The organism is Anaerosporobacter sp. (assembly GCF_031551385.1).
Taxonomy (GTDB): domain Bacteria; phylum Bacillota; class Clostridia; order Lachnospirales; family Lachnospiraceae; genus Anaerosporobacter.
The window spans coordinates 1-22,657 of record NZ_JAVBNS010000234.1; the positions used below are offsets into that span (position 1 = coordinate 1).

Annotated in this window: 17 protein-coding genes and 1 CRISPR repeat array; of the genes, 15 read left to right on the forward strand and 2 right to left on the reverse strand. The window is 33.1% G+C overall.

Features of this window, described 5'->3' with window-relative positions:
* Positions 1-25 precede the first annotated feature (25 nt).
* Positions 26-574 (reverse strand): Uma2 family endonuclease, encoded by a 549-nt coding sequence (locus RMR19_RS17710; protein ID WP_310604831.1) that lies wholly within the window; start codon positions 572-574, stop codon positions 26-28.
* Positions 575-1,764: 1,190 nt separating this feature from the next.
* On the opposite strand from RMR19_RS17710, the gene RMR19_RS17715 reads away from it, so the two are divergent.
* From RMR19_RS17715 to galA, 7 genes are all read left to right on the forward strand, one after another.
* Positions 1,765-2,091, forward strand: coding sequence for a hypothetical protein (locus tag RMR19_RS17715; protein ID WP_310604832.1), 327 nt, complete (start codon positions 1,765-1,767; stop codon positions 2,089-2,091).
* A 62-nt stretch (positions 2,092-2,153) separates the two neighbouring features.
* Complete coding sequence (locus RMR19_RS17720; RefSeq protein ID WP_310604833.1) at positions 2,154-2,540, forward strand: hypothetical protein; 387 nt, start codon at positions 2,154-2,156, stop codon at positions 2,538-2,540.
* A 558-nt stretch (positions 2,541-3,098) separates the two neighbouring features.
* Complete coding sequence (locus RMR19_RS17725) at positions 3,099-4,124, forward strand: LacI family DNA-binding transcriptional regulator (protein WP_310604834.1); 1,026 nt, start codon at positions 3,099-3,101, stop codon at positions 4,122-4,124.
* A 135-nt stretch (positions 4,125-4,259) separates the two neighbouring features.
* Positions 4,260-5,564 carry a sugar ABC transporter substrate-binding protein gene (locus RMR19_RS17730; RefSeq protein ID WP_310604835.1) on the forward strand — a complete coding sequence of 435 codons (1,305 nt, stop codon included), beginning with the start codon at positions 4,260-4,262 and terminating at the stop codon, positions 5,562-5,564.
* A gap of 160 nt (positions 5,565-5,724) precedes the next feature.
* A complete protein-coding gene (locus tag RMR19_RS17735; protein ID WP_310604836.1) occupies positions 5,725-7,047 on the forward strand; it encodes a carbohydrate ABC transporter permease in 1,323 nt (440 codons plus the stop codon).
* A 2-nt stretch (positions 7,048-7,049) separates the two neighbouring features.
* Complete coding sequence (locus RMR19_RS17740) at positions 7,050-7,886, forward strand: sugar ABC transporter permease (RefSeq protein ID WP_310604837.1); 837 nt, start codon at positions 7,050-7,052, stop codon at positions 7,884-7,886.
* A gap of 13 nt (positions 7,887-7,899) precedes the next feature.
* On the forward strand, positions 7,900-10,674 hold the full coding sequence (gene galA, locus RMR19_RS17745; RefSeq protein WP_310604838.1) for a beta-galactosidase GalA: 2,775 nt from the start codon (positions 7,900-7,902) through the stop codon (positions 10,672-10,674).
* 82 nt (positions 10,675-10,756) lie between these two features.
* Here the strand turns inward: galA and RMR19_RS17750 are convergent, their stop codons facing one another.
* Positions 10,757-11,974 carry an FKBP-type peptidyl-prolyl cis-trans isomerase gene (locus RMR19_RS17750; protein ID WP_310604839.1) on the reverse strand — a complete coding sequence of 406 codons (1,218 nt, stop codon included), beginning with the start codon at positions 11,972-11,974 and terminating at the stop codon, positions 10,757-10,759.
* A 590-nt stretch (positions 11,975-12,564) separates the two neighbouring features.
* Between RMR19_RS17750 and cas6 the strand changes: the two genes are divergently transcribed.
* The 8 genes from cas6 to cas2 all read left to right on the forward strand — a co-directional run bounded on the left by cas6 (position 12,565) and on the right by cas2 (position 20,964).
* Entirely contained in the window at positions 12,565-13,296 is a 732-nt protein-coding gene (gene cas6 / locus RMR19_RS17755; RefSeq protein ID WP_310604840.1) for a CRISPR-associated endoribonuclease Cas6, read from the forward strand.
* Positions 13,297-13,310: 14 nt separating this feature from the next.
* On the forward strand, positions 13,311-14,720 hold the full coding sequence (gene cas8a1 / locus RMR19_RS17760) for a type I CRISPR-associated protein Cas8a1/Csx8 (RefSeq protein WP_310604841.1): 1,410 nt from the start codon (positions 13,311-13,313) through the stop codon (positions 14,718-14,720).
* A gap of 16 nt (positions 14,721-14,736) precedes the next feature.
* Positions 14,737-15,615 (forward strand): type I-B CRISPR-associated protein Cas7/Cst2/DevR, encoded by an 879-nt coding sequence (gene cas7i, locus RMR19_RS17765; protein WP_310604842.1) that lies wholly within the window; start codon positions 14,737-14,739, stop codon positions 15,613-15,615.
* Positions 15,616-15,629: 14 nt separating this feature from the next.
* Positions 15,630-16,718 (forward strand): CRISPR-associated protein Cas5, encoded by a 1,089-nt coding sequence (gene cas5, locus RMR19_RS17770; RefSeq protein WP_310604843.1) that lies wholly within the window; start codon positions 15,630-15,632, stop codon positions 16,716-16,718.
* A gap of 166 nt (positions 16,719-16,884) precedes the next feature.
* Positions 16,885-19,110 carry a CRISPR-associated helicase Cas3' gene (gene cas3 / locus RMR19_RS17775; protein WP_310604844.1) on the forward strand — a complete coding sequence of 742 codons (2,226 nt, stop codon included), beginning with the start codon at positions 16,885-16,887 and terminating at the stop codon, positions 19,108-19,110.
* 67 nt (positions 19,111-19,177) lie between these two features.
* A complete protein-coding gene (cas4, locus tag RMR19_RS17780; RefSeq protein ID WP_310604845.1) occupies positions 19,178-19,669 on the forward strand; it encodes a CRISPR-associated protein Cas4 in 492 nt (163 codons plus the stop codon).
* A 9-nt stretch (positions 19,670-19,678) separates the two neighbouring features.
* Positions 19,679-20,671: a type I-B CRISPR-associated endonuclease Cas1b gene (gene cas1b, locus RMR19_RS17785; protein WP_310604846.1), complete on the forward strand. Its 993-nt coding sequence runs from the start codon at positions 19,679-19,681 to the stop codon at positions 20,669-20,671.
* 14 nt (positions 20,672-20,685) lie between these two features.
* The gene (cas2, locus tag RMR19_RS17790) at positions 20,686-20,964 is read left to right on the forward strand and encodes a CRISPR-associated endonuclease Cas2 (protein WP_310604847.1); all 279 of its coding nucleotides are present in this window, start codon (positions 20,686-20,688) and stop codon (positions 20,962-20,964) included.
* A gap of 183 nt (positions 20,965-21,147) precedes the next feature.
* Positions 21,148-22,614: direct repeats of the CRISPR family, unit length 30 nt; unit sequence ATAAGAATAGTACCAAAGTGGAATGTAAAT.
* Positions 22,615-22,657: the final 43 nt, after the last annotated feature.

The following is a 22,657-nucleotide window of genomic DNA, read 5'->3' on the forward strand; positions in this document are numbered from 1 at the left end:
CTTCTTGTATTAGTTGTTGCTGTTTTTACTTAATTAATTCTGAAATTGTTATATGCAGATTTTTATAGATACTGACCTTTATTGTGTCAGTGAATAAATAAGAACCTGTATTCTCTCCATCACCAGCAAAGTCATATACAATGACCAGTTCTTTAAGTGGGTCAACAACCCAGTATTCCTTTACTCCTGTAGTATGGTATTTGAATAGTTTTGTGTAATAATCCATTCGTATGCTACTAGGTGAAACAATCTCAATAATCCAATCGGGTGCACCGTTGCAGCATCTATCATCAAGCTTGTTTTTGTCGCATATAACAGATATATCTGGCTCAACGTAAGTTTTTGTATCTTCGTTCAAGAACACCGCAAATGGAGCAGGTAGAATGATACAAGGGCTTTTATTACTATCAATATAGTTTGCTATGGTTTTGCTGATTTGCATTACTAATTGTTGATGAATGTAACTAGGTGGTGACATGGCATAGATTTGACCGTCAATCAATTCAGCTCTTTCGCCTTCAGGCAAAGCGTAGATATCATCTATTGTGCAGAGTGTTTTGTTTGGTAATGGCATGGGCAGGACTCCTTTCGAATTGTCTTGATATTTTCACAGTCTTCCCAAAAGATTATAACATATATATTTTGAAAACAATAGAAAAAAAGCGTCTGTATCCTAGTACTAATCAAAGTCAAAATATATTAATAACCTAAGCTAAATTAGCATGTCAATAAAATAGTTGTCAAAAGTCAACAAAGTAGTAAATTTAGAAGACTATAAACAATGGTATTCATTAATTACTAAGTGTATTATGGGTGATACAAAGTAAAAGAAAGGAGAGGAAAGGGCAAGGATCTGACAAAAGTTCAAGGTTTTAAGTTTGGAAAGCTATCTTGTGATGTGTATCATTAGAGTAGCCAAAGATGGAGGTGATTAAGGTGCTTATATCAAAATGTTTTGTGAGAATTCTAAATGATGATATGGTAACATTTCTAAAGGATTGGTTGGAAAACAATAATATTAGATCTGATAGAAAAAAGAGAGTTATCAACCAAATAATGGCGTAGCTAGAGCTTTTAACAAGGAGGAGATAAAATATTTAGGAAAATACAAGAAAATAAAAAATATTCTTCTAGAATTTGATTTCATGAAATTATGTTCTCACAATTAAAGAGAAGCTGAAATATGAAAGGAGTTTTGGATAGAATATCAGCAATATTACAATAGCATTAGTATTTTGTGCATTTTAAGTAAACTATTGAGTTTATAGAAATTTAATAATTAGATATTTTACTTAACTAAATAAATATTTAGTGAATCACTATTCTAAATCTTGTTTTATATGGTGTTTTTGAAAGAAAAGGAATGAAAGTGATGCACCCTATTCCTGTATATAACCTAAATAATAATTTAAGTAAGCAAGGTGTAATTGCATGATGGTTTGGTGGTATTTACAATATGATTTTTCTGTGCTAATTTAAGTTTAACAAAGTGCTTTGTACAAAAAATGATAGATGAAGGTGATTGACAAGAAAATAAAAAAGTTTGTAATATTGCTTGACACGACTAGGGGGATTAAGCAACAATTATTATTGTAAATAAAATTACCTCTAAATTATGAATCAACGAGGTAGAAAAAGAAATAACGGAGTGCTAAACCGTCCAAAGCCAAGCAATCCGTTATTAGTTAGAGAAGTTTCCTTCTATGCATATTTTATCATGGTTAGGAACTTCTTTCAAGAACACAAAATTGAAAGGAGACTTACATGAAAAATGTAAATGTCAAAAATGAAATATCTTTAGAGTGGAATGGTGAAAGCGTTGACATGATAGCAGGTACTAATCCAAAAGAAAAACTGGAGGATAGCAATACATGCAAGTATCCCATTCCCGCAGGTAGGTTAATGGGGGCTGCTAGTATTGCAAGATTAGTTGAACGAACAATGAGAGCCGAGGGTGCATCCCCTTATGAAATTGCAAAAGTGCTAAAACATATCTTTCTGCAGGCAGGGATTGAGGTGCAAGACGATTTTGTTAAAGTACCACTTTTTGAGCAATTAACATTAGAGACTATTCAAAAATGCGAGAAATGAATAATCAGAACAGATATAAAAACTTGGAATCAATTATCTGTATACTAGGGAGGTAATACGTTATGGAGGATTTAAAGCAATTAAACGCTTGTCAGATTATTGAAAGGGCAAAGACATATGAAAGTAGAATGAAATCACTTGAAAAATCAATTTCCGAGTTTATTAGTGGTGGGAGTGAGTTGGCTGATACAGAATGGATTAAGCAAGAATATGCAGAGTTAAAGAAGATTATTAAAAAAGAGCATGATTATTTTAGTAAGCAAAAGAATGATATATCAGATATATCACAAGTACATAGTGCGTACCAGAATGGAATACTGGAATGTAGTGCATGGGGATTTAGTAGCCGTATAGGTAGTGGTATCAATCAAGATTTATTTAATTCTATTGAGGAAGCAGAGTATAAACTTACAAAGTTCCTTGCGGATTTAGATGAGTGGAATAATTAATACTTTCAAAAGGTTATAGTCTAGGAAAAGTATCTTAAATAGTAGTTTTCCCTACATACTTACTGGTACTAATTTGGTACTAGAAAAATCAATAACCATTTAGAATCGCTATAAAACCATAAAATAAATACAATAACTCAACAGTTTTAAGCCATTTATAAAGATTCAAGTTCTAATTGTACCCAAGGGATATGCAAACTAAAGAATAGACCATAAAAAAAAGAGCATTCTATAAGAAGAAAATCAATCTTCTGTAGAGTGCTTTTTGCATGTTAAAACAATAAAATTTACCAATTATGGCGCAAAATGCGCAAAATCATCATATAAAACATAAATATTGAAATCTATTTGCGCACCTTATCATTAGTTTAATGAGTAAAAAAATATTCTGAAATCGATGTTGCGCATAGTTGCGCATGATTTGCGTGATTTTTCGGTTATTTGCACAAAAAATAATATTAAAAAGAATAATAATTAATGGATTGACTAAAAAAGTAGTTAGTGGTACTATAGGAGTATGAAACAACCGATTGCGCAGAACGCAGAAGAGGTGTTAATATGAATGAGAGAAATTGGAGCAAGGAGGATAACAGCAAGATTACAATTGATGATATTGCGAGAGAACTTGGAGTATCTAAGACAACAATTTCACGAGCTATTTCTGGAAAAGGTAGAATTAGCGCAACTACACGAAAACGAGTATTGAACTTTTGTGAGGAATGTGGGTACAAGCCTAACATGATAGCAAGAGGTCTGGCGGAATCAAAAACCTATAATATAGGTGTTGTTTTACCAGATGATTCAGATTTAAATGAGATACCATTTTTTCAAGTTTGTCTTTTAGGAATTATCGAGATGGCAACGAGTTATGAATACGATGTTGTTGTTTCTACGGTAGGGGCAAATGATATTACAAAGCTAGTAAGATTAGTAGAGAATCAGAAAGTAGATGGTTTCATATTAACTAGAACATGGATTCATGATGCACAGGTTAGATATCTAAGCGAACATCATGTACCTTTTGTAGTAGTTGGTACATCAGAAAGTAGTGGAGTGATACAAGTAGATAATAATCATGTCGAAGCATGTAGAGAGATGACTTCTATGTTAATCATGCAGAAGATGAGACAGTTATCATTTATCGGCAACAATTCAAATCATATAGTAAGCCGAATGCGTTATGAAGGGTTCTTAGGAGGTTGTGAATTAAATCAGATAACACCAAGAAGTGATTGCATCTATTTGGATTGCAACACGCGTTTGATGGTAGAACAAGCAGTAGATGATATCCTGCATAAGAGAGTAGATTGTATTATATGCATGGATGATAAAATTTGTAGTCAAGTGTTATTAAAGCTTGCAGCGGAACATGTAAAGATTCCAAGAGATATAAGAGTAGCGTCACTTTATGACAGCTTGTTTTTAGCTAGTCACAACCCACCAATTACAGCATTAGAGTTTGATGTAAAGGCACTAGGAAATGCGGCATGTAAGTTGCTAATTGATGCATTATCAGGAATAGAAGTGTCGAGAAAGACATTGCTGGGTTACGATATTATATTTAAGGCTTCAACAAAGCAGTAGCTTATATAGAGGCAGTAAATAGAAGAGGTTTATTTTTTAAAGGTTACTTAAAAAGGAGGACAGTTAAAACAATATGTTTTAACTAGAGATTTGTATAAAATGCAAATCTTAAATGTCGAAAGGAGAAGGTGCTTTATGAAAAAAAGAGGAATAGTATCAGCATTATTAGTTACAACAATGGTAGCATCATTATTAACTGGTTGTGGAAGTGACAAGGGAGGAAACAAAAACAATACCTCAACACCAGACACAACAAAAACAGAAGATACAGCAAAGACAGATGATACAACAAAAACAGATGATACAACAGGTAGTGAAGAGTTGACAAAAGACACTATAACATTAAAGGTATGGGAATCTTCAGGAGAAACAGAAGAATTCATTAAATTAGCTGGAGCAGCATTTACAGTAAAATACCCTAACATTACAATCGAATATGAAAACGTTGAAGTTGGTGATGCGAATACACAAATCGCTCTTGACGGACCAGCAGGAGTTGGAGCTGACGTTTTCGCTACACCAAGTAATACAATTGGTGGTTTAGTATCTGGTGGACATATCTTACCAGTAGATAACGAAGCAGATGTTGTTGGTAAAGTAGCAGCTTCTTGTGAAAGTGCAGTAAATTACAATGGAAAATACTACGGTTACCCAGTAGCAGATGAAACTTATGCATTATTCTACAACAAAGATTTAATTCCAGAAGGTAGTGTACCAACTACATGGGAAGAAGTAGAAAAATTCTGTGAAGGATTTAATGCAGCAGGAAAATACGGAATCATCTGGAATGTAGCAGATGCTTATTACTCACCAATCTTCACTGGTAAAGCAGGAAACAAATTATTCGGTGAATCAGGAACAGATAATTCAAACAGTTTTATGAACTCTGATGCAGCAGTAGAAGGTATGACTTACTTCCAATCATTTAAACAATACCTTAATGTACCAGCAGCAGACGTTTCTGATAACTCAATCTGTTTAGCAGCATTTACAAGTGGTAATGCAGCTATGTATATTACAGGACCTTGGAATGTAGCTTCATGTTTAGCAGCAGGAATGAACCTTGGTGTTACTTCTTTACCAGCATTACCAGGTGATGATCATCCAGCAGCTTCTTTCTCTGGTGCACGTACAATGCAAGTATCAGCATATACAGATTACCCAGCAGAAGCACATGCATTTGCTAAGTTCTTAATCTCTGATGAGATGCAACAATTACGTTATGAATTAACAGGTGCAATTCCTTCTACACCAATCACAGTAGAAAGTGAATACATCACTGGATTCCAAAAACAATTAGAGTATGCATATCCAATGCCTTCAATTCCAGAGATCGATAACTTCTGGGAACCAATGAAGAGTACATGTTCAAATATTTGGGATGGTGCAGATGTTAAAACAGAATTAGAAGCTTGTAACACAGCAATTTTAGCGAAATAGATTTTGTAACTTGTGGGTCGTTTACTGAATAAGGAACGACCCATATTTAAACAGCAAGTAAACCAAGGGTGTGTCTGAAAAATCATTGCCCTGCTTGGCACAATCCAGTGCAATCATTTTTCAGACACGCTCTAGTAAGTCAATAATGGAGGAGATTCTAATGAATACCACGTTAAAGCCAGATGGCACATCAAAAACAAGAGTTTTGATTACATCAATAATCTTTATGGGGCTTAGTCACATTCTATACTTTAAACAATATATAAAAGGACTGCTTTTTAGTTTAGTAGAGATTGTTGGAATTATATTAATCCCATTTTTTGCTAGCAAAATATACAATTTAATAACACTTGGTTTTGCGCAACCAGACTTACCAGTAAAACAACGTAGTAATTCCATCTTCATGTTAATTGACGGTATTATGATTTTAGCAGTAATTGCAATTTTTGTTGCTATATACATTGTATCTGTGAGAAGCGCAATGGAAGAGTATAAAGAATTTTGTATTACAGGTACATTAAAAGATAACAAGAGTGCAATGAAATCTGTAAAAGGAAAATCATTCCCTTTACTTGCATTATCACCAGCTGTAATCTTAGTTTTGTTTTTTGTAGTAGTACCCCTTGTATTTTCAGCAGCGGTAGCATTCACGAACTATTCAGCACCAGATCATATACCACCGAATAACACAGTGGATTGGGTTGGACTTGATAACTTTGTTACCATGTTTGGTGGAGAGTCAACGTGGACAAGTGCCTTTGGACGTGTTGCAATATGGACTGTTATTTGGGGTATCTTAGCGACTATTACATGTTATGCAGGCGGACTTATTATGGCGGTTGTATTACATGAATCAAAGATTAAGATTAAGCCAGTATTTCGTTCTATCTTTATCTTACCATATGCAATTCCATCTGTAGTAAGTATGCTTGTATGGAAGAACTTATTAAATGGTTCGTTTGGTATTGTAAATCGTACATTATTGGAACTAGGTTTAATAGAAAACACAATTCCTTGGCTAAGTGATGTGTGGCTATGTAGAGTGATCTGTGTATTGATTAACTTATGGGCAGGTTTCTCATACTTCATGTTGCTAATTATGGGTAATATGACAGCGATTTCACCAGATATCTATGAAGCAGCAAGAATTGATGGTGCGAACAAATTCTATATGTTTAGAAAGATAACATTACCATTAGTATTATTCCAAACAACACCACTTATCATTATGTCATTAACACATAACATCAATAACTTTGGAGCAATTTACTTCTTAACAGGAGGTCTTCCAAAAGTTGCAGATAGTACATTGACTTCAGCAGGTGGTACAGATATCTTAGTTACATGGATTTATCAGTTGACCGTAAATCTTATGAAGTACAATTATGCATCTGTGTTAGCAGTTGTAATCTTTATTGTACTTGCGCCAATGGCAATTTGGAGCTTTAAGAATACAAAATCATTTAAGGAAGGAGAGGTATAATTATGGGAAAAACAGCACGTTTTATTAATAAACTTATTATTTGGATCTTTTTAATCGGTACAAGTTTGTTTGTATTATATCCATTAGTATATGTAGTAAGTGCAGCATTTTCATCGCAACAAAATATTGCAGCATTGAGTATTGTACCTTTTGGTGATGGATTCTCTCTTTCTAATTTTGATTACTTATTTAAGAAGACCGACTATATACTTTGGTTTAAGAACACATTATTTGTAGCGATAGCAACAACGTTATTAACAATTTTCGTATGTGCATTAAGTGCATATGTATTCTCAAGATTTAAATTCCGTTTGAAAAAAGGAATGATGATGGCATTATTAATTCTTCAAATATTCCCTTCTTTCGTAGGTATGGTAGCAATTTATGTAATCCTTCTTCGTATTGGTGGATTAGATACGCTTTGGGGACTTGTACTTGTTTATGTAGCAGGAAATATTCCTTACAACACTTGGTTAGTAAAGAGTTATATGGATACTCTTCCAAAGAGTCTTGATGAAGCAGCAAGAATTGATGGAGCAAGTCACTTTAGAATCTTCTATAAGATTGCATTGCCAATTGCAAAACCAATTATCGTATTTTTAGGAATCACAAGCTTTACTGCACCTTGGATGGATTTCATCTTCCCTAAGATGGTTCTTCGTTCTTCAAAAGTGCAGACAGTAGCATTAGGTCTATATAGCTTTGTAACTGATAAGAAAAATTTGTTTTCAACTTTTGCAGCAGGTTCATTGCTGATAGCGATACCATTTGTTATCTTCTTCATAATTACACAGAAGATGTTAATTACTTCACTTGGTGGTGCTGCAGTTAAGGAATAGACAGGAGTAGAGGATGAAAAAATATAATAAAGAACAACAAATCTATAGCCTGAACAAAGGCTGGCGTTTCCTTGAGAAGGATATTACCGTTTTACCGCCAACGAAACAACATGATGATGTATATGGATTTGCAAAAGCAGGTGCCCACCGTGGCCCTGCAGATGCAAACTTCGATGATTCGGATTGGGAAACAGTCAACCTACCTCATGATTGGGTGACGAAACACAATTTTGTAGAAGATGGTTCTCCGAATCAAGGGTATAAAGAACGTGGAATTGGCTGGTATCGAATGCGATTTGAGTTACCAGAAGAAGATAGAAACAAACAGATTCTATTGGAATTCGAAGGAATGTCTTGTGATGCAAGCGTTTATGTAAATGGTTCTATCTTAAAGCATAGTTATTCTGGTTACAACAGTTTCTGTGTAGATATGACAGATATGGCGAACTTTGGAGTAATTCCTAATACAGTAGCCATTCGTATCGATGCATCTGCATGGGAAGGCTGGTGGTACGAAGGCGCTGGTATTTATCGAAATGTATGGTTAGTTAAAAAGTCAGAAGTACATTTGGCACATGATGGTGTATTTATAAAACCAGAATTCATAGAAGGAACTCGTTGGAACGTTTCTGTTTCAGCAGAACTTGAAAATAGTTTTGAACACAAACATAATATAGAAGCAATTACTTCTCTATATGGTGCTGACGGGAATCTTGTTGGTGAGATTACGTTAGCAGGAAAAGATGCAGTAGAGGGATATGAAACAGTTACCGTTGCGGGTGAGATGGAAGTAAACAGTCCAACTCTTTGGAGCGATAAACAACCATATCAATATAAGGCAGTGACAAAACTTTATGAAGCTGGTGTCTGTATTGATGAGACAGAAAGTCAGATTGGTTTCCGTACTATTTCCATTGATGCGGAAAAGGGATTTTGGTTAAATGGTGAGAATATCAAGTTAAAAGGATTCTGTAACCACCAAGATCATGCAGGAGTAGGAGTTGCTGTACCGTATTCTATCAAAGAATATCGTATGCGTTTATTGCAAGAATTAGGTGCCAATGCCTATCGTTGTGCACATAATCCAGACCCTGAAATCCTTGACATATGTGATGCGCTTGGAATTATGGTAATGGTAGAGAACCGTACCTATTCTTCTTCAGAAGAAACATTGAGAGAGATAGAAGGAATTGTTCGACAATCAAGAAATCATCCATGTGTAATCTTATATTCGGTATTCAACGAAGAACCATTACAAGGAACACATAAAGGAAGACGTATGGCAGGAGCTATGCAGGCTGCTGTGAAACGTGTCGATAATACAAGACCTGTTCTAGGCGCTTTCAATGGTGGATATATGGAAGAGGAAGGGGCATCTACGATATTAGATGTAACAGGAATCAATTATAATCCAGCAAGATATGATGAGTTCCATAAGAAATACCCGAATACACCATTAATTGGTTCAGAAACTGCAAGTGCATTTATGGTGCGTGGAGAGTACGCCACTGATTATGAGAAGCATATAATCAACTCTTACGACGATGAAGCAGCTTTATGGGGAAATACAATTCGTGAAGCATGGAAAATGGTTGTAGAACGTCCATTTGTTGCAGGAACATTTGTATGGACAGGTTTTGACTACCGAGGAGAACCAACACCGTTTGTATGGCCAAGTGTGGCAACATTCTTCGGAACATATGATAGTTGTGGGTTTGAAAAAGACGCTTGCTACTTCTATAAAGCGTATTGGAAACAAGAACCTATCGTGCATCTTGTTTCCCCTTGGGTAGCAGGACATGAAAACGGTGAGTCAATTCGTGTTAAAGTAGTTACAAATTGTGAAGAAGTTGCCATCTTGGTAAACGATCAAATCCTTGATAAAAAGTCAGCAGATCCGATTGATCATGTAGAATTTACTGTTCCATATGAAGCGGGAGAATTAATGGCAGTTGGATATCGTAAAGGTGAAGTTGTAGCAAACGATACTCAAGTAACAGCAGAGAAGCCAGACGAATTACAGGTTTCTTTAAGCCAAGAAAGTTTGAAAGCAGATGGATTTGATGCTGTTGCGGTTAATGTGTGTTTAGTTGACAGCAATGGTACTGTAATTCCAAATGCAGATGATGTAGTTACATTTGAAGTAGAGAATGGACTTATCTTAGGAGTGGGAAATGGAAATCCAAATTCTCATGAAGATGATATCTCTAATGTGCGTAAATTGTATCATGGCAAGGCACAAGCAATTCTTGCACCAACAGGTAAAGAGTCCGTTAAGGTAACCGTTAAGGTTTCAGAATTGTCAATTCAAACAGAAGTTGTGATTCCGGTAGTAGAAGTAGAATCATTTTCTTTTGTTGAACCAGTGGAAGAGCGTATTCTTGATAACTGGCGCATCTATTATCAACTATTTGATGAGATGCCAAATCCAAATCCTAAAGTAGATAAAAATGATATGAACAGCTTTGAACCAATTACGTTTAATGGAGCACCTCAGACGCAATTAACAGATCAATTACACAAGTATGCATTGTATCGTTGCGTGTCAAACCTTGGTGAAGCAAAGGAAAATCGTTATCTATATATTAGTGATATCAAAGGATATGCTTGGATTTACTTAAATGGCGAATTACTAGAGTCAAGAACGGATTCTTTTGGCGGTCATATGATTGTTAATTTACCAAAAGAAGCAGAAGGTGAACAAGTTATAACTGTTGTTATTCATAATGAAAATGTAGAATGGCCACAAGCAGGAATTTGTTCTCCTGTGGTGTTGAAAGAATTTTAATTAAAAAAACAAATAAAAAAACTAGGATTCAATTTTGAATTCCTAGTTTTTTTATTGTGCTTTTTTGTTTGTTATTATTAAATTATTGAACGGTTACAAGTCCTTTTACAATTTCAAGTGCTTTGATTTGAACCATTCTTTGTACTAAATATCCAGTACCATATTGTTCAAATTGAGTAGTAAGCTGTTCTTCTGTATTACCATTTTCCATTAAATATGCTTTGCATTCATCAACAGTAACAGTAACACCTTCATTTTCTAAAATTGCTTGATAGATAAGAGCAGATTTGGTAGATTCTTTTGCAGAAGTTTTTAATTGCTCATCGTATTTTGCTTCTGACATTCCAATATAATCTTCAAATGTAGAGTTAGCATAATCAGCACTATAACTTGCAAAATATGCTTTCATTGTTTCGTAGTAGCTGTAATCGGAATTTTTCATAGTAGAAGCTAATTGAGCAGTATATTTCTTTGGATAAGAGCTTACTGTTGTGTTATCTACTAAATATTTAGAAATCCATGTTTCAAGGTTTGTATTATAGTTTGTTTCTTTTAGATATGTTCTGTATTCCTCTGCTGTTTGTGCATAATCAGATAAATTTTCTTTAACAAATGCATCTGTGAACTCAGGAGCTACATAGATTCCGTTAACTGTTACTTGGAATACAGCATCTTTTCCGGCTAAGTCAGGACTATTCGTGTAATCAGTAGGAAATGTAACTTCAACAGTAAGATTCTCTCCTACTTTGTGACCGATTAATTGTTGTTCAAAGTCATCGATGAAAGAGTTACTACCGATTTCTAAGTCGTAACCTTCACCGTTTGAATTACCACCTTCAAATTCAACACCATCGACAGAACCTACATAATCAATATTAACTTTATCGCCATCTGCAATTGCAGCAGTTGTTTCTGCACTTAATGCTTTGTGTTCGTCTAATTTTGTTTGAATATCAGTTTCTACAGATTCGTCTGAATATTCAACTTCACTTAGTGGAACAGTAATGTTCTTATAATCGGCTAATGTAATCGAAGAATTAGCAGTAACACCATCAATAAATCCGTTATCAGCAATATATTTACTATAGTCAGTACTTGCTACAATTTTAGTTACACTTCGGTATATCTTGTAGCCAACAAAAGAGCCAATACCAACGATAACAGCAATAGCAACGCATACCCCAATAATTGCATTAATCTTTTTCTGACGTTTCTGATGCTCAATTTCTCTTTGTCTCTCAATTTTTCTTTGCTTGCTTAGACTCATAGAAGAATCTACTTTTTGTTTCTCTTGTTTCATAATAATAATAACCTCTTTCTGTCCTTAGGAACTTTATTCTTTGCTATTCAATTGCTGAACATAAAGGAGCTTGTCCGATTACGCACTTAATTCATTAAGTAGTGAATAGCGTGTTAATTCTATTTTAATGAAGTATGCTAATATTGTAAACAAAAATTATGTTTATTTTGTGAAAAAGTGATATGTGGGGGTGGAAAGAGGACGATAAACTTAAAAAGTCTATCGTCCTCTCTTTAAAGTGTCCAATATGGTACGATTCTTAGGTGGTTATTCTTGCAATAATTTTAATTTACATTGTAAAAAGTATAGCATAGTTTATAAGTATAAGTAAGAGGTAAATTAAGATGATGTGTAATGGATAATGAAATATAATGTGAGTTTATATTACAATATTTTTATGGTGTAATATAATGATATATTGACAAAATTTTCTTTAGTAGTATAATGAGTGTAGGAAATGTAATTTTAAGTAATAATTAGAAGATAAAAGTTCAAATTTAAAACATGCAAGGTAACTATTAAGAGAGTAATAGCGAAATATGTTTTTTGAGAGTGAAAGTTGCAGAAAGAGTATAAGAGGAGGTATCAGTTTGAAATTTTCATTAGAATTCTCACTTAAAGAGAATACCATCCAAAGTGAATACAGACGTGTTGTTATGCATTTTATAAAGACTTGTCTAGGTGATGTCAATGAAGGAAAATATTATAATGACTTTTATGGAGAACCAAAGTCCAAAAATTTTACGTTTGCTGTATTCTTTTCAGAACCCAAATTTATAAAAGACGAAATTAAACTGGCAAACAATCAAGTAAAAGTGTTGATTTCTATAGCAGATAAAATGGAGAGTTACATACTCTACAGCAGCTTTTTAGAGAAAAAACATTCCAAAGTTATGCTCGAACACAACAATTATATGATTCTTGATAAAGTAACCAAATTGGCGGAACAGGAAGTACATAATAGCAGTATGCTAGTTAAGATGAATAGTCCGCTACTAGTAAGAAATCATGATAAACAAGAAAATCGAGATTGGTATTATGATTTTCAACAGGAAGAATTTGAAGAACAGTTGGAAAAGAATCTAAGATTTCAATTGACAGAAGAAGGTTTTTCGGAAGAGTTAATGGAGGGATTACGAATACAACCTATCAAGTGTAGGAAAGTTATTGTAAGGCATTATGGTTGCAAGTTTGCAGGAAACATAGGAAATTTTTTAGTAGAGGGAAATCCTATTGTATTGAATTATTTATTGAAGGCAGGAGCTGCATCTCGTCATTCAGAGGGATTCGGGATGATGGAACTGCTTACAGATGACTTATAGAGAGGAGGGGGAGCATGGGAGAGCAATACGATACGAAACTCGAAGGAATTGATTGGCGGTACTGTGCAGCTATGGTTGGTTTGAAGTTATATTTTGATTTTAGCAATCAAGAATATGACAGAATAACTGACTATGAGCAAGGACAAGATTATCTGGTGTATAACAAGAGTGTTATTACGAAAGAACGCTATCTTGCATTTGCAGAAGATTATTTTAGGGAAGATATGTTCCATACGGGAATCGAAGATATTCTATACGGTAAGTCAGAGTTTTCAGAAGCACAGATTGATATGGTTAATGCAAAATTAACCGGAAATACGGTAATGAAAAAAGTGTTTGGAAAGATGAAGTTTGATGGAACAAACTATGATGCGATATTAACTCTTATTAATTCAAATCGAACGCAGATTATTACAGAAACATTTAAAAATAAAAAGAATCTTTATGCAAACTATTGTAATACGAATCTATTTCAAGAAGAGATGAGTCAGCCTCATTGTAGATTAGTTGGATATAATCTTGATGAAGGAAGGAAGAGCAGGTCAGCAGCGTATAATTTCAATGCAGATTCATTTATAAGTGCAGATTGCATAGAATTTGATTTCATCCCGTTTTCGTTTAGTAATACATTTGAAGCACTGTTTATTAATAATAATTGGAGCTTTCTTGAACTATGTAAGACAAACAAAACGTTTGCTAATTTAGTTCAAGAAGAAAAGAAAGAATATCAAGTAAATGCTAGAAACTTATTGTTTCGTACAATAATAGAGGCAAGTGATTTTTTGGATTATGATATAGAGGTTATTATAAAGAATAGAGATAAAGAATATTACGAGACGTTATTTATAAGAAAAAAAGCAATTACGATATTGAAATCATTAAAAAGTATTAATGCACTTCTAAAGCCATTAAAGCTGAATGATAATTATTATATCAATATTCAAGAAGAAGCGGTGGGGTGTATTATCAATGAGGTTTTAACAGACCGATTAATTGAACTATTATTAAAGGAAGAAACGATACGACATTATGCAATAGATAAATTAATTGAAATTAACTATAAAATAAAGGGACTTGTTGAGGAGAAAGGAGAAATAGTAATGAAAGCGAAAATATATAGCACAAAAAAATGTGCGGAGGAAGTCGTTCGAAAGATTGAAAAAAATAAAGCGAACAAAGTAAAAGCGTATCGTCAAAAGCTTACAAGTGCAATTGTGGCAGGAGATTATGATCGTTTCTGTGAGATATTACTACAGTTATCTTCCTATTCAGAGGTTTCATTTCCATTCAGTTATGATTTATTTGAGGATTTTGAAAAAAATAAGGAACTTGCCTATACATTTGTAGCAGCATTAGATCCGAATGCTCCGAAAATTGGAGAAGGTCAGGAAGAAACAAAAAACAAGGAAACAGAGAATAATTAATTAGGAGGAGAATAACATGGGAAAATCAGTAACAGTTACAGTAGTAGCAAATATGACAAGTAATTATTCAGAAGGTCTTGGTAATATCGGTAGTGTTCAAAAGGTATATAAAAATCGCAAAGCGTATGCAACAAGAAGTAGAGAAAGTTTGAAGAATGCCATTATGGTGCAGAGTGGTCTATATGATGATTTGCAAACATCTGTAGATGGAGCAACACAAAAAATGGTGTCTGCGGATTTGAATGTTGCAAATTGTAAAGCACTTGAGGGTGGATATATGAGTACCAAGGGGCTTACCTATGTAAGAAACAGTTCATTCTACTTGACAGATGCAATCGCTTGCAATCATTTCATTAATGAAACAAGATTTCATAACAACTTATATCTTGCAAGTAATTATGCAAGTTCGAATGGTATCAATTTACAAGAAAAATCGAAAGAATCAGGACTTATGCCATACCAGTACGAATATGATAAATCACTAAAGGTTTATAGTATGACGATAGATTTGGATATGGTTGGAGTGGACAAGAATTTTGATACAGAGGCAACAAAGGAAGAAAAATATAATCGTGTAAAAGCATTACTAGAGGCAGTAGCAAATCTTTCATTGGTTGTACGTGGAAATTTGGATAATGCAGAGCCTATCTTTGTAGTTGGTGGTTTATCAGAGAGAAAGACACATTATTTCGAAAATGTTGTTCGAGTATTGAATGAAGAACTTGTTGTTTCAAGCGATTTGAAGGCAAAGATAGAAGAAGGTTTTCATGTTGGATTGCTACAAGGCGGAACATTTACGAATGAGGCAGAAGTTATTAAGAGCTTGAATCCATCAAGTGTAAGAGAGTTTTTTGCAACTGTGGAAGATGAAGTAAAACAATACTATGAAGTATAGAAGGATGTGGATAAATGGAGGCTTTAAGGATACATTTGACACAAACAAGTGCGAATTACAGACGAGAAGAGACAATTAATAATAAGATGACTTATCCACTTCCGCCATTTTCAACGGTTATTGGTGCGCTGCATAATATTTGCAACTTTAAAGAATATCATCCAATGGATATAAGTATTCAAGGGGACTATAAGTCATTAAATAAAGAAGCCTATACGGATTATTGTTTCTTAAATACAACACAAGACGATAGAGGTATTTTGGTCAAGATGGCGAATCCCTCTATGTTATCAACAGGATATTCTGTAGTAGCTCATGCAATAAAATCACAGGGAAATAGTTTTCGTAATGGGATAACCATTTCTGTTGAAGATAAGGAGTTGCTTCAGGAATTTCGAGATTTGAAAGATTTGAATGATAAGATTGCGGAATTAAAAAAGGGTAGATTTACAAAATGTATGAATCTATTAAAGAAAAGAAAAAAATCACTTGCTAATAAGAAGAAATCTTTTGATAAAAAGTCGGATATGTACTTAACTGTTGAAGCGAGGGAAAAAGAATTAAAGCAAATAGAGAAGGATTTAGAGCAACGTTTCAGAGATTATGAAGAAGAACATTATTCTAAACCAATAAGTAAGTTTCGTACATTAACAAAATCACTGAAATGCTATGAAGTTTTAACGGACATTGAACTTATCATTCATGTAAAAAGTAACCATGAAACATTGCAAAAAATAAAAGAAAATATATATGAATGGAAGAGTCTTGGAAGAAGTGAAGACTTTGTTGAAATTAAAGAAGCCGAGTTTGTTAATCTAGAAGTGCCAGACAAGTTATATGAGTCAACTTATCATGCCTATATTGATGCTGAAATTGCAGATGAGACAGATGACAGTAATGTTGTTTTTGCAAAAAATAAGGGAGTAACGAAAATTCATGGTGTAAAGTATTATATCAACAAGGTGTATCGTTTAGAAGAAGGCAAAAGATTTTTTGAGAAAAAGAAAGTATATTATACATCAAAGTATATGGTTGATGAGGAATCATTAGGAGTATATATTGATAAATCGAAAGAAAATCCATTGATTGTAAATTTTGTATAGGTAAAAGAGATAAATGAACTTGTAATAAAGTGGTGTTGTGAAATGTTGCATAGCACCACTTTATTTCTTTATAGTGATATGATAGAGAATGGGGGTTTACTATCATATTAAAAAGGTTACTTGGTAAGTTATACCGTAAATTCTTTTTGAATAATGAGGTGAATACATGAAATTAGAAAATTATTTAGCGAAATCCAATCCAGATAAATCACTTTTAGAACATACCCAAGATGTACTTAATGAATTAGAGGTATTAAAAAAGTTAGGATATATCAGTGATGAGAGATTATATGAGTTAACGAAGAAGGCCTGTCATTATCACGATTATGGTAAAGCAAACAAGGCATTTCAAGAACGTATAAAAAATAAGAAAAGATTTAATGAGTTGAAAGAAGTACCTCATAATGTACTGTCATTATATTTTGTCAATCCAAATGATTTTGATACAACAGAGGATTACTATAGAGTAGCAGAAGTGGTAGCAAATCATCATAATTATGGTGATACAAGAGAAATAATAAGCGAAAAAGAAGAATTGATAGTGTCTTTGTTAAGTGAATTTCAAGAAGAACTTTTTGAGGTAAAAGGGAGAAAAGTTGGAAGAATTATGACTATGCTTAAAGATGATGATGCAACTCTAATAAAAGGCTATCTTCATCGATGCGATTATAGTGCAAGTGCAGAGCAGATAGTAGAATATCCGAACGATTTCCTTATAGAAAAGTTAAATGGGATGATGAACAGATGGCAGCAGTCGAACATAAAAGCAGGAAATAAAAAAACTGTGGAATGGAATGCATTACAACAATTTTGCCTAGAGCATACAGATGATAATTTAATTATTACTGCGCAGACAGGAATGGGAAAAACAGAGGCAGGTTTATTGTGGTTAGGTAATCACAAAGGTTTCTTTGTATTACCAATACGAACTGCAATCAATGCTATTTATGACCGTATTAGAAAACAAATAATAGAAGGTGATAAGTTAGAAGAAAGACTGGCATTACTGCATTCAGAGAACTTATCCTATTATGTAGCAAATGTTGAGATTGAGAACTTATCCTCTATTGAATATCGTTTAAGAAGTAGACAACTTTGCATGCCAATTACGGTAACAACCTTAGATCAAATCTTCGATTTTGTATTCAAATATGGTGGATATGAGATGAAACTGGCAACATTATCTTATTCCAAATTAATAATTGATGAGATACAGATGTATGGAGCAGATTTATTGGCATATTTGATTTATGGAATTGCAATGATAACAAAATTTGGTGGAAAAGTAGCTATCTTAACAGCAACGTTATCACCGTTTGTGCGTGATTTGTTAGTAGAGAGAGGTTTTGTTGGAAATGTTGTAGAAAATAGTTTTACCAACGATATGATACGCCATAATCTAAAAGTTTATAAAGAGAAGATACAAGCTGAATATATAATAGAAAAGTATCTAATGAATAAACAACAGGGGATTGGAAATAAAATTTTAGTAGTGTGTAACACAGTAAAGAATGCACAGAGAATATATACTGAATTATCCGGGATAATTGATGAGAGTGAGTTACATATCTTGCATAATAAGTTTATTAAAATGGCAAGAAGTCAAAAGGAGGAAGATATTCTTGCATTTGGACAAACGCATGATAAAGAAGGAAACATAGATATAGGTAATGGAATCTGGGTAGCAACTTCTATAGTAGAGGCAAGTTTGGATATTGATTTTGACTATTTATATACGGAATTATCAGATTTAAATGGATTGTTACAACGTTTGGGACGTTGCAATCGTAAAGGGGAAAAGCCAGTAGAAGATTATAATTGTTTTGTTTTTACTGAAATAGATGAAAATCTTTTTGTTAAAGGGGAGAGAGGTTTTATAGATAAGAAAATTTATGACTTATCCAAAGAATCGTTATGTACAGTTAAGGGAAAGCTTTCAGAAGACGATAAAATAAAACTAATTAATGAGTACTTTACTTCTGAAAAATTAAAAGGAAGTGATTACATGAGGCGTTTTGAATCAACATGGGAGACATTGCAAGACTTAAATGTTAATGAATTTGAGAAGAGTGAAGTTAAGTTGCGAAATATTATTTCTTATACTATTATACCCGCATCTGTTTATTATGATAAGCAAGATGAAATAGATTCTCATATAGAAAAATATGATGATAAAGAAGTATCAGCAGAAGAACGCATCCGTTGTGTAACAGAAGTAAAGAAATATACTATGTCGGTAGAACCATATGTAATTAGTGCTACTAGTAAAAAGGCACAAAAGATTGAAAAGATAATAAACCTTGGAAAATATGAAAAGATATATGTGATTGATTGTAAGTATACGGATATTGGATTTCAGATGAAAGATCCCGATAGCTTTACGTTTTGGTAATAGAATATTTATAATAAGGAAAAAAGAGTTTGGATTTGAATTACTATAATTGAAAAGGGTGTGACTTATGGAAAAACAAATTACAGGCGTGATGATGTATTATTACTATGTATGTAAACGAAAGTTATGGTATTTTTATTATGATATTCAAATGGAGCAGGGAAATGAAAATGTAGCAATAGGAAAAATATTAGATGAGAACAGTTATAAGCGAGAAGAGAAACATATCAATATTGATAATGTAATTAATATTGATTTCTTACGAACACAGGGTATTCTTCATGAGGTAAAGAAGAGTAATAAAATTGAGGAAGCTTCGATATGGCAAGTTAAGTATTATCTGTACTATTTAAAACAACATGATGTTGTTATTAAGGCAAAGATTGATTATCCACTATTGAAACAGACCGTAGATGTTGAGTTAGAGGAAGCTGATGTGGAAGTGATTGAGAAGACACTAGAGTCAATTCGGGAGATTGTAAGTAAGGATAAACCACCCGTATTTTCAAAACTTAGTATTTGTAAAAATTGTGCATACCATGATTTGTGTATGATATAGGAGGTACAGATGAAAGAAAGTTTCTACATATATAATAATGGAACACTTAGGAGAAAAGATAATACGATTCAATTTGTTAATGAAGATGAAGTTAAGAGAGATGTACCGATAGAAAGAGTAGGTGATATGTATGTTATGTCAGAAATGACATTTAACACGAGTCTAATTAATTTACTTGCCCAATACGGCGTAAATGTACATTTCTTTAATTACTACAACTTTTATGCAGGGAGTTTCTATCCAAGAGAAAGTCTGCTATCTGGAAATTTGTTAGTACATCAATCCGCACATTATCTTGATTATGAGAAAAGATTAGCTATTGCCAAAAAATTTGTACAAGGTGCAGCAGCAAATATCTATCGGAATCTTAGATATTACAATGGGCGTGGAAAAGACCTACAACAATATATGGACAGAATAGATGAGTATAGAAGTTCGATTGCTAATGCAAAAACAATACAGGAACTTATGGGATATGAGGGAAATATCAGACAACAATATTATGCAGCGTGGCCAATTATTATAAATCAAGAGATTGATTTTGAGAAACGTGTTATGCATCCACCAGACAATATGATTAATAGTTTGATTTCATTTGTAAACTCGTTAGTATATACGAAGACATTAACGGAGATTTATCAAACACAATTGAATCCTACTATAAGTTATCTGCATGAGCCAGGAGAACGCCGATTTTCACTTAGCTTAGACATTTCAGAAATATTTAAACCATTAATAGGTGACAGATTAATATTTTCGTTATTAAACAGAAATCAAATAACAGAAAAAAGTTTTACGAAAGATTTGAATTATCTTCATTTAACGAAAGATGCTTCAAAACTTATTGTTTCTGAGTTAGAGGAACGCTTGAAAAAAACGATTAAACACAAAGACCTTGGAAGAAATGTTTCCTATCAATATCTTATACGCCTAGAATCGTATAAATTAATTAAACATCTACTTGATGAGAAACCTTATGAGCCATTTGAAATGTGGTGGTAGACTAGGAGGAATTTATGTATATAATATTAGTATATGATATTGTTATGGATGATAAGGGAAAGAAAATCCTTCCCAAAGTATATAAGTTATGTAAAAAATATCTGTCTCATATTCAGAACTCCGTGTTTGAGGGAGAATTGTCAGAATCGCAAGCGTTGCAATTAGAATTAGAGATAAAGAAACTCATAAGAAAAGATACAGATTCTTTGATTGTATTTCATACAAGAAATGAAAAATGGCTTAAAAAAGAATTTTTGGGAAAGGTAGATGATAAAACATCAATGTTTCTCTAAATTTTCTGTCGACCTAAGATAGTGTAAAAACTATGGGGGATAGACAAAGCTAGTATCTATGCGGAGCGGCAGTAGTTTTTCTGTAATTAAAAAAATAAATATAGAGTATTTTTATGCATTATACAGGGGTTGACAATATGGATAGCGCAAGTTACTGTATATATAGGCATTTTTTTGATGCGGATAAGAATAGTACCAAAGTGGAATGTAAATATAAAAAAGTGCTGTTCTGCAATCTGTTCCAATCGTATAAGAATAGTACCAAAGTGGAATGTAAATATGTATTAGCTTGTTGAGGTATTTTCTCTGTGGCATAAGAATAGTACCAAAGTGGAATGTAAATTATTTATATAGCTACCATTCCAATCTTTCGAAACTTATAAGAATAGTACCAAAGTGGAATGTAAATTCTTCATTCTTAAAAGGTGCGCTAGGGTCAAAATTCATAAGAATAGTACCAAAGTGGAATGTAAATTTAATAATCGCTTGTCTCACAATCATGTTACCAAAATAAGAATAGTACCAAAGTGGAATGTAAATGTATTTAAGAAAGGGAAAATTTATGAATGTGTTGAATAAGAATAGTACCAAAGTGGAATGTAAATTATCCTAGATAAAATTCTTTCCCAAAGTCGCTTGAATAAGAATAGTACCAAAGTGGAATGTAAATTGCAATACAGAACTATGTTGCTTTACTTCTACCATTTATAAGAATAGTACCAAAGTGGAATGTAAATAGGGAACATTGAGCAACATAGAAAGGGGGATGATTATAAGAATAGTACCAAAGTGGAATGTAAATATACAAAGAAACTGGAGAAGATGTATATTTCGAATAAGAATAGTACCAAAGTGGAATGTAAATATTACTGCAATTGCGACTAATAAACTTGCCCACGGCATAAGAATAGTACCAAAGTGGAATGTAAATATTTGAAAACAAATGGGAGAAAGTTGATGAAAGATATAAGAATAGTACCAAAGTGGAATGTAAATCTCGATTTTGTAACTTTCGATTCCTCTTGTGTAGTATAAGAATAGTACCAAAGTGGAATGTAAATTACAAGCGGAGGTGGATATGGAAGAGGGACACAGAATAAGAATAGTACCAAAGTGGAATGTAAATGCATTTATCAAAAGTAAAGATATAAGGGATAGATTATAAGAATAGTACCAAAGTGGAATGTAAATGTAGTGTTCTAGGTACTCTCTCTTTTCTTTTTCTGTATAAGAATAGTACCAAAGTGGAATGTAAATCTAAATATCAATTTAGCTACCCAACTTCATCTGCATAAGAATAGTACCAAAGTGGAATGTAAATTCGTATACAAAATTAGGTCAAGACCTAGAAGAGTATAATAAGAATAGTACCAAAGTGGAATGTAAATTTATCTGTAAGTGCATTTCCCAATCCCGCAGCGCATAAGAATAGTACCAAAGTGGAATGTAAATAATTATTACTTTCTAATAACCCATTCTGTTTCATTATAAGAATAGTACCAAAGTGGAATGTAAATCTTTGTAGCGTATCTGTTCTCGATTGCACCAATTTTAAATAAGAATAGTACCAAAGTGGAATGTAAATAAACAATACTGTTTTTGGTATTCTAATTTATATAGATAAGAATAGTACCAAAGTGGAATGTAAATAAGACAGAGAAACAAGAAGAGCAGAAGCAAGAAGAATAAGAAT

What these genes read in the sequence shown, in the direction of transcription:
- RMR19_RS17710 (WP_310604831.1), bottom strand. Translation starts at nt 574, where the DNA reads ATGCCATTACCAAACAAAACACTCTGCACAATAGATGATATCTACGCT.
- RMR19_RS17715 (WP_310604832.1), top strand. Translation starts at nt 1,765, where the DNA reads ATGAAAAATGTAAATGTCAAAAATGAAATATCTTTAGAGTGGAATGGT.
- RMR19_RS17720 (WP_310604833.1), top strand. Translation starts at nt 2,154, where the DNA reads ATGGAGGATTTAAAGCAATTAAACGCTTGTCAGATTATTGAAAGGGCA.
- RMR19_RS17725 (WP_310604834.1), top strand. Translation starts at nt 3,099, where the DNA reads ATGAATGAGAGAAATTGGAGCAAGGAGGATAACAGCAAGATTACAATT.
- RMR19_RS17730 (WP_310604835.1), top strand. Translation starts at nt 4,260, where the DNA reads ATGAAAAAAAGAGGAATAGTATCAGCATTATTAGTTACAACAATGGTA.
- RMR19_RS17735 (WP_310604836.1), top strand. Translation starts at nt 5,725, where the DNA reads ATGAATACCACGTTAAAGCCAGATGGCACATCAAAAACAAGAGTTTTG.
- RMR19_RS17740 (WP_310604837.1), top strand. Translation starts at nt 7,050, where the DNA reads ATGGGAAAAACAGCACGTTTTATTAATAAACTTATTATTTGGATCTTT.
- galA (WP_310604838.1), top strand. Translation starts at nt 7,900, where the DNA reads ATGAAAAAATATAATAAAGAACAACAAATCTATAGCCTGAACAAAGGC.
- RMR19_RS17750 (WP_310604839.1), bottom strand. Translation starts at nt 11,974, where the DNA reads ATGAAACAAGAGAAACAAAAAGTAGATTCTTCTATGAGTCTAAGCAAG.
- cas8a1 (WP_310604841.1), top strand. Translation starts at nt 13,311, where the DNA reads ATGGGAGAGCAATACGATACGAAACTCGAAGGAATTGATTGGCGGTAC.
- cas7i (WP_310604842.1), top strand. Translation starts at nt 14,737, where the DNA reads ATGGGAAAATCAGTAACAGTTACAGTAGTAGCAAATATGACAAGTAAT.
- cas5 (WP_310604843.1), top strand. Translation starts at nt 15,630, where the DNA reads ATGGAGGCTTTAAGGATACATTTGACACAAACAAGTGCGAATTACAGA.
- cas3 (WP_310604844.1), top strand. Translation starts at nt 16,885, where the DNA reads ATGAAATTAGAAAATTATTTAGCGAAATCCAATCCAGATAAATCACTT.
- cas4 (WP_310604845.1), top strand. Translation starts at nt 19,178, where the DNA reads ATGGAAAAACAAATTACAGGCGTGATGATGTATTATTACTATGTATGT.
- cas1b (WP_310604846.1), top strand. Translation starts at nt 19,679, where the DNA reads ATGAAAGAAAGTTTCTACATATATAATAATGGAACACTTAGGAGAAAA.
- cas2 (WP_310604847.1), top strand. Translation starts at nt 20,686, where the DNA reads ATGTATATAATATTAGTATATGATATTGTTATGGATGATAAGGGAAAG.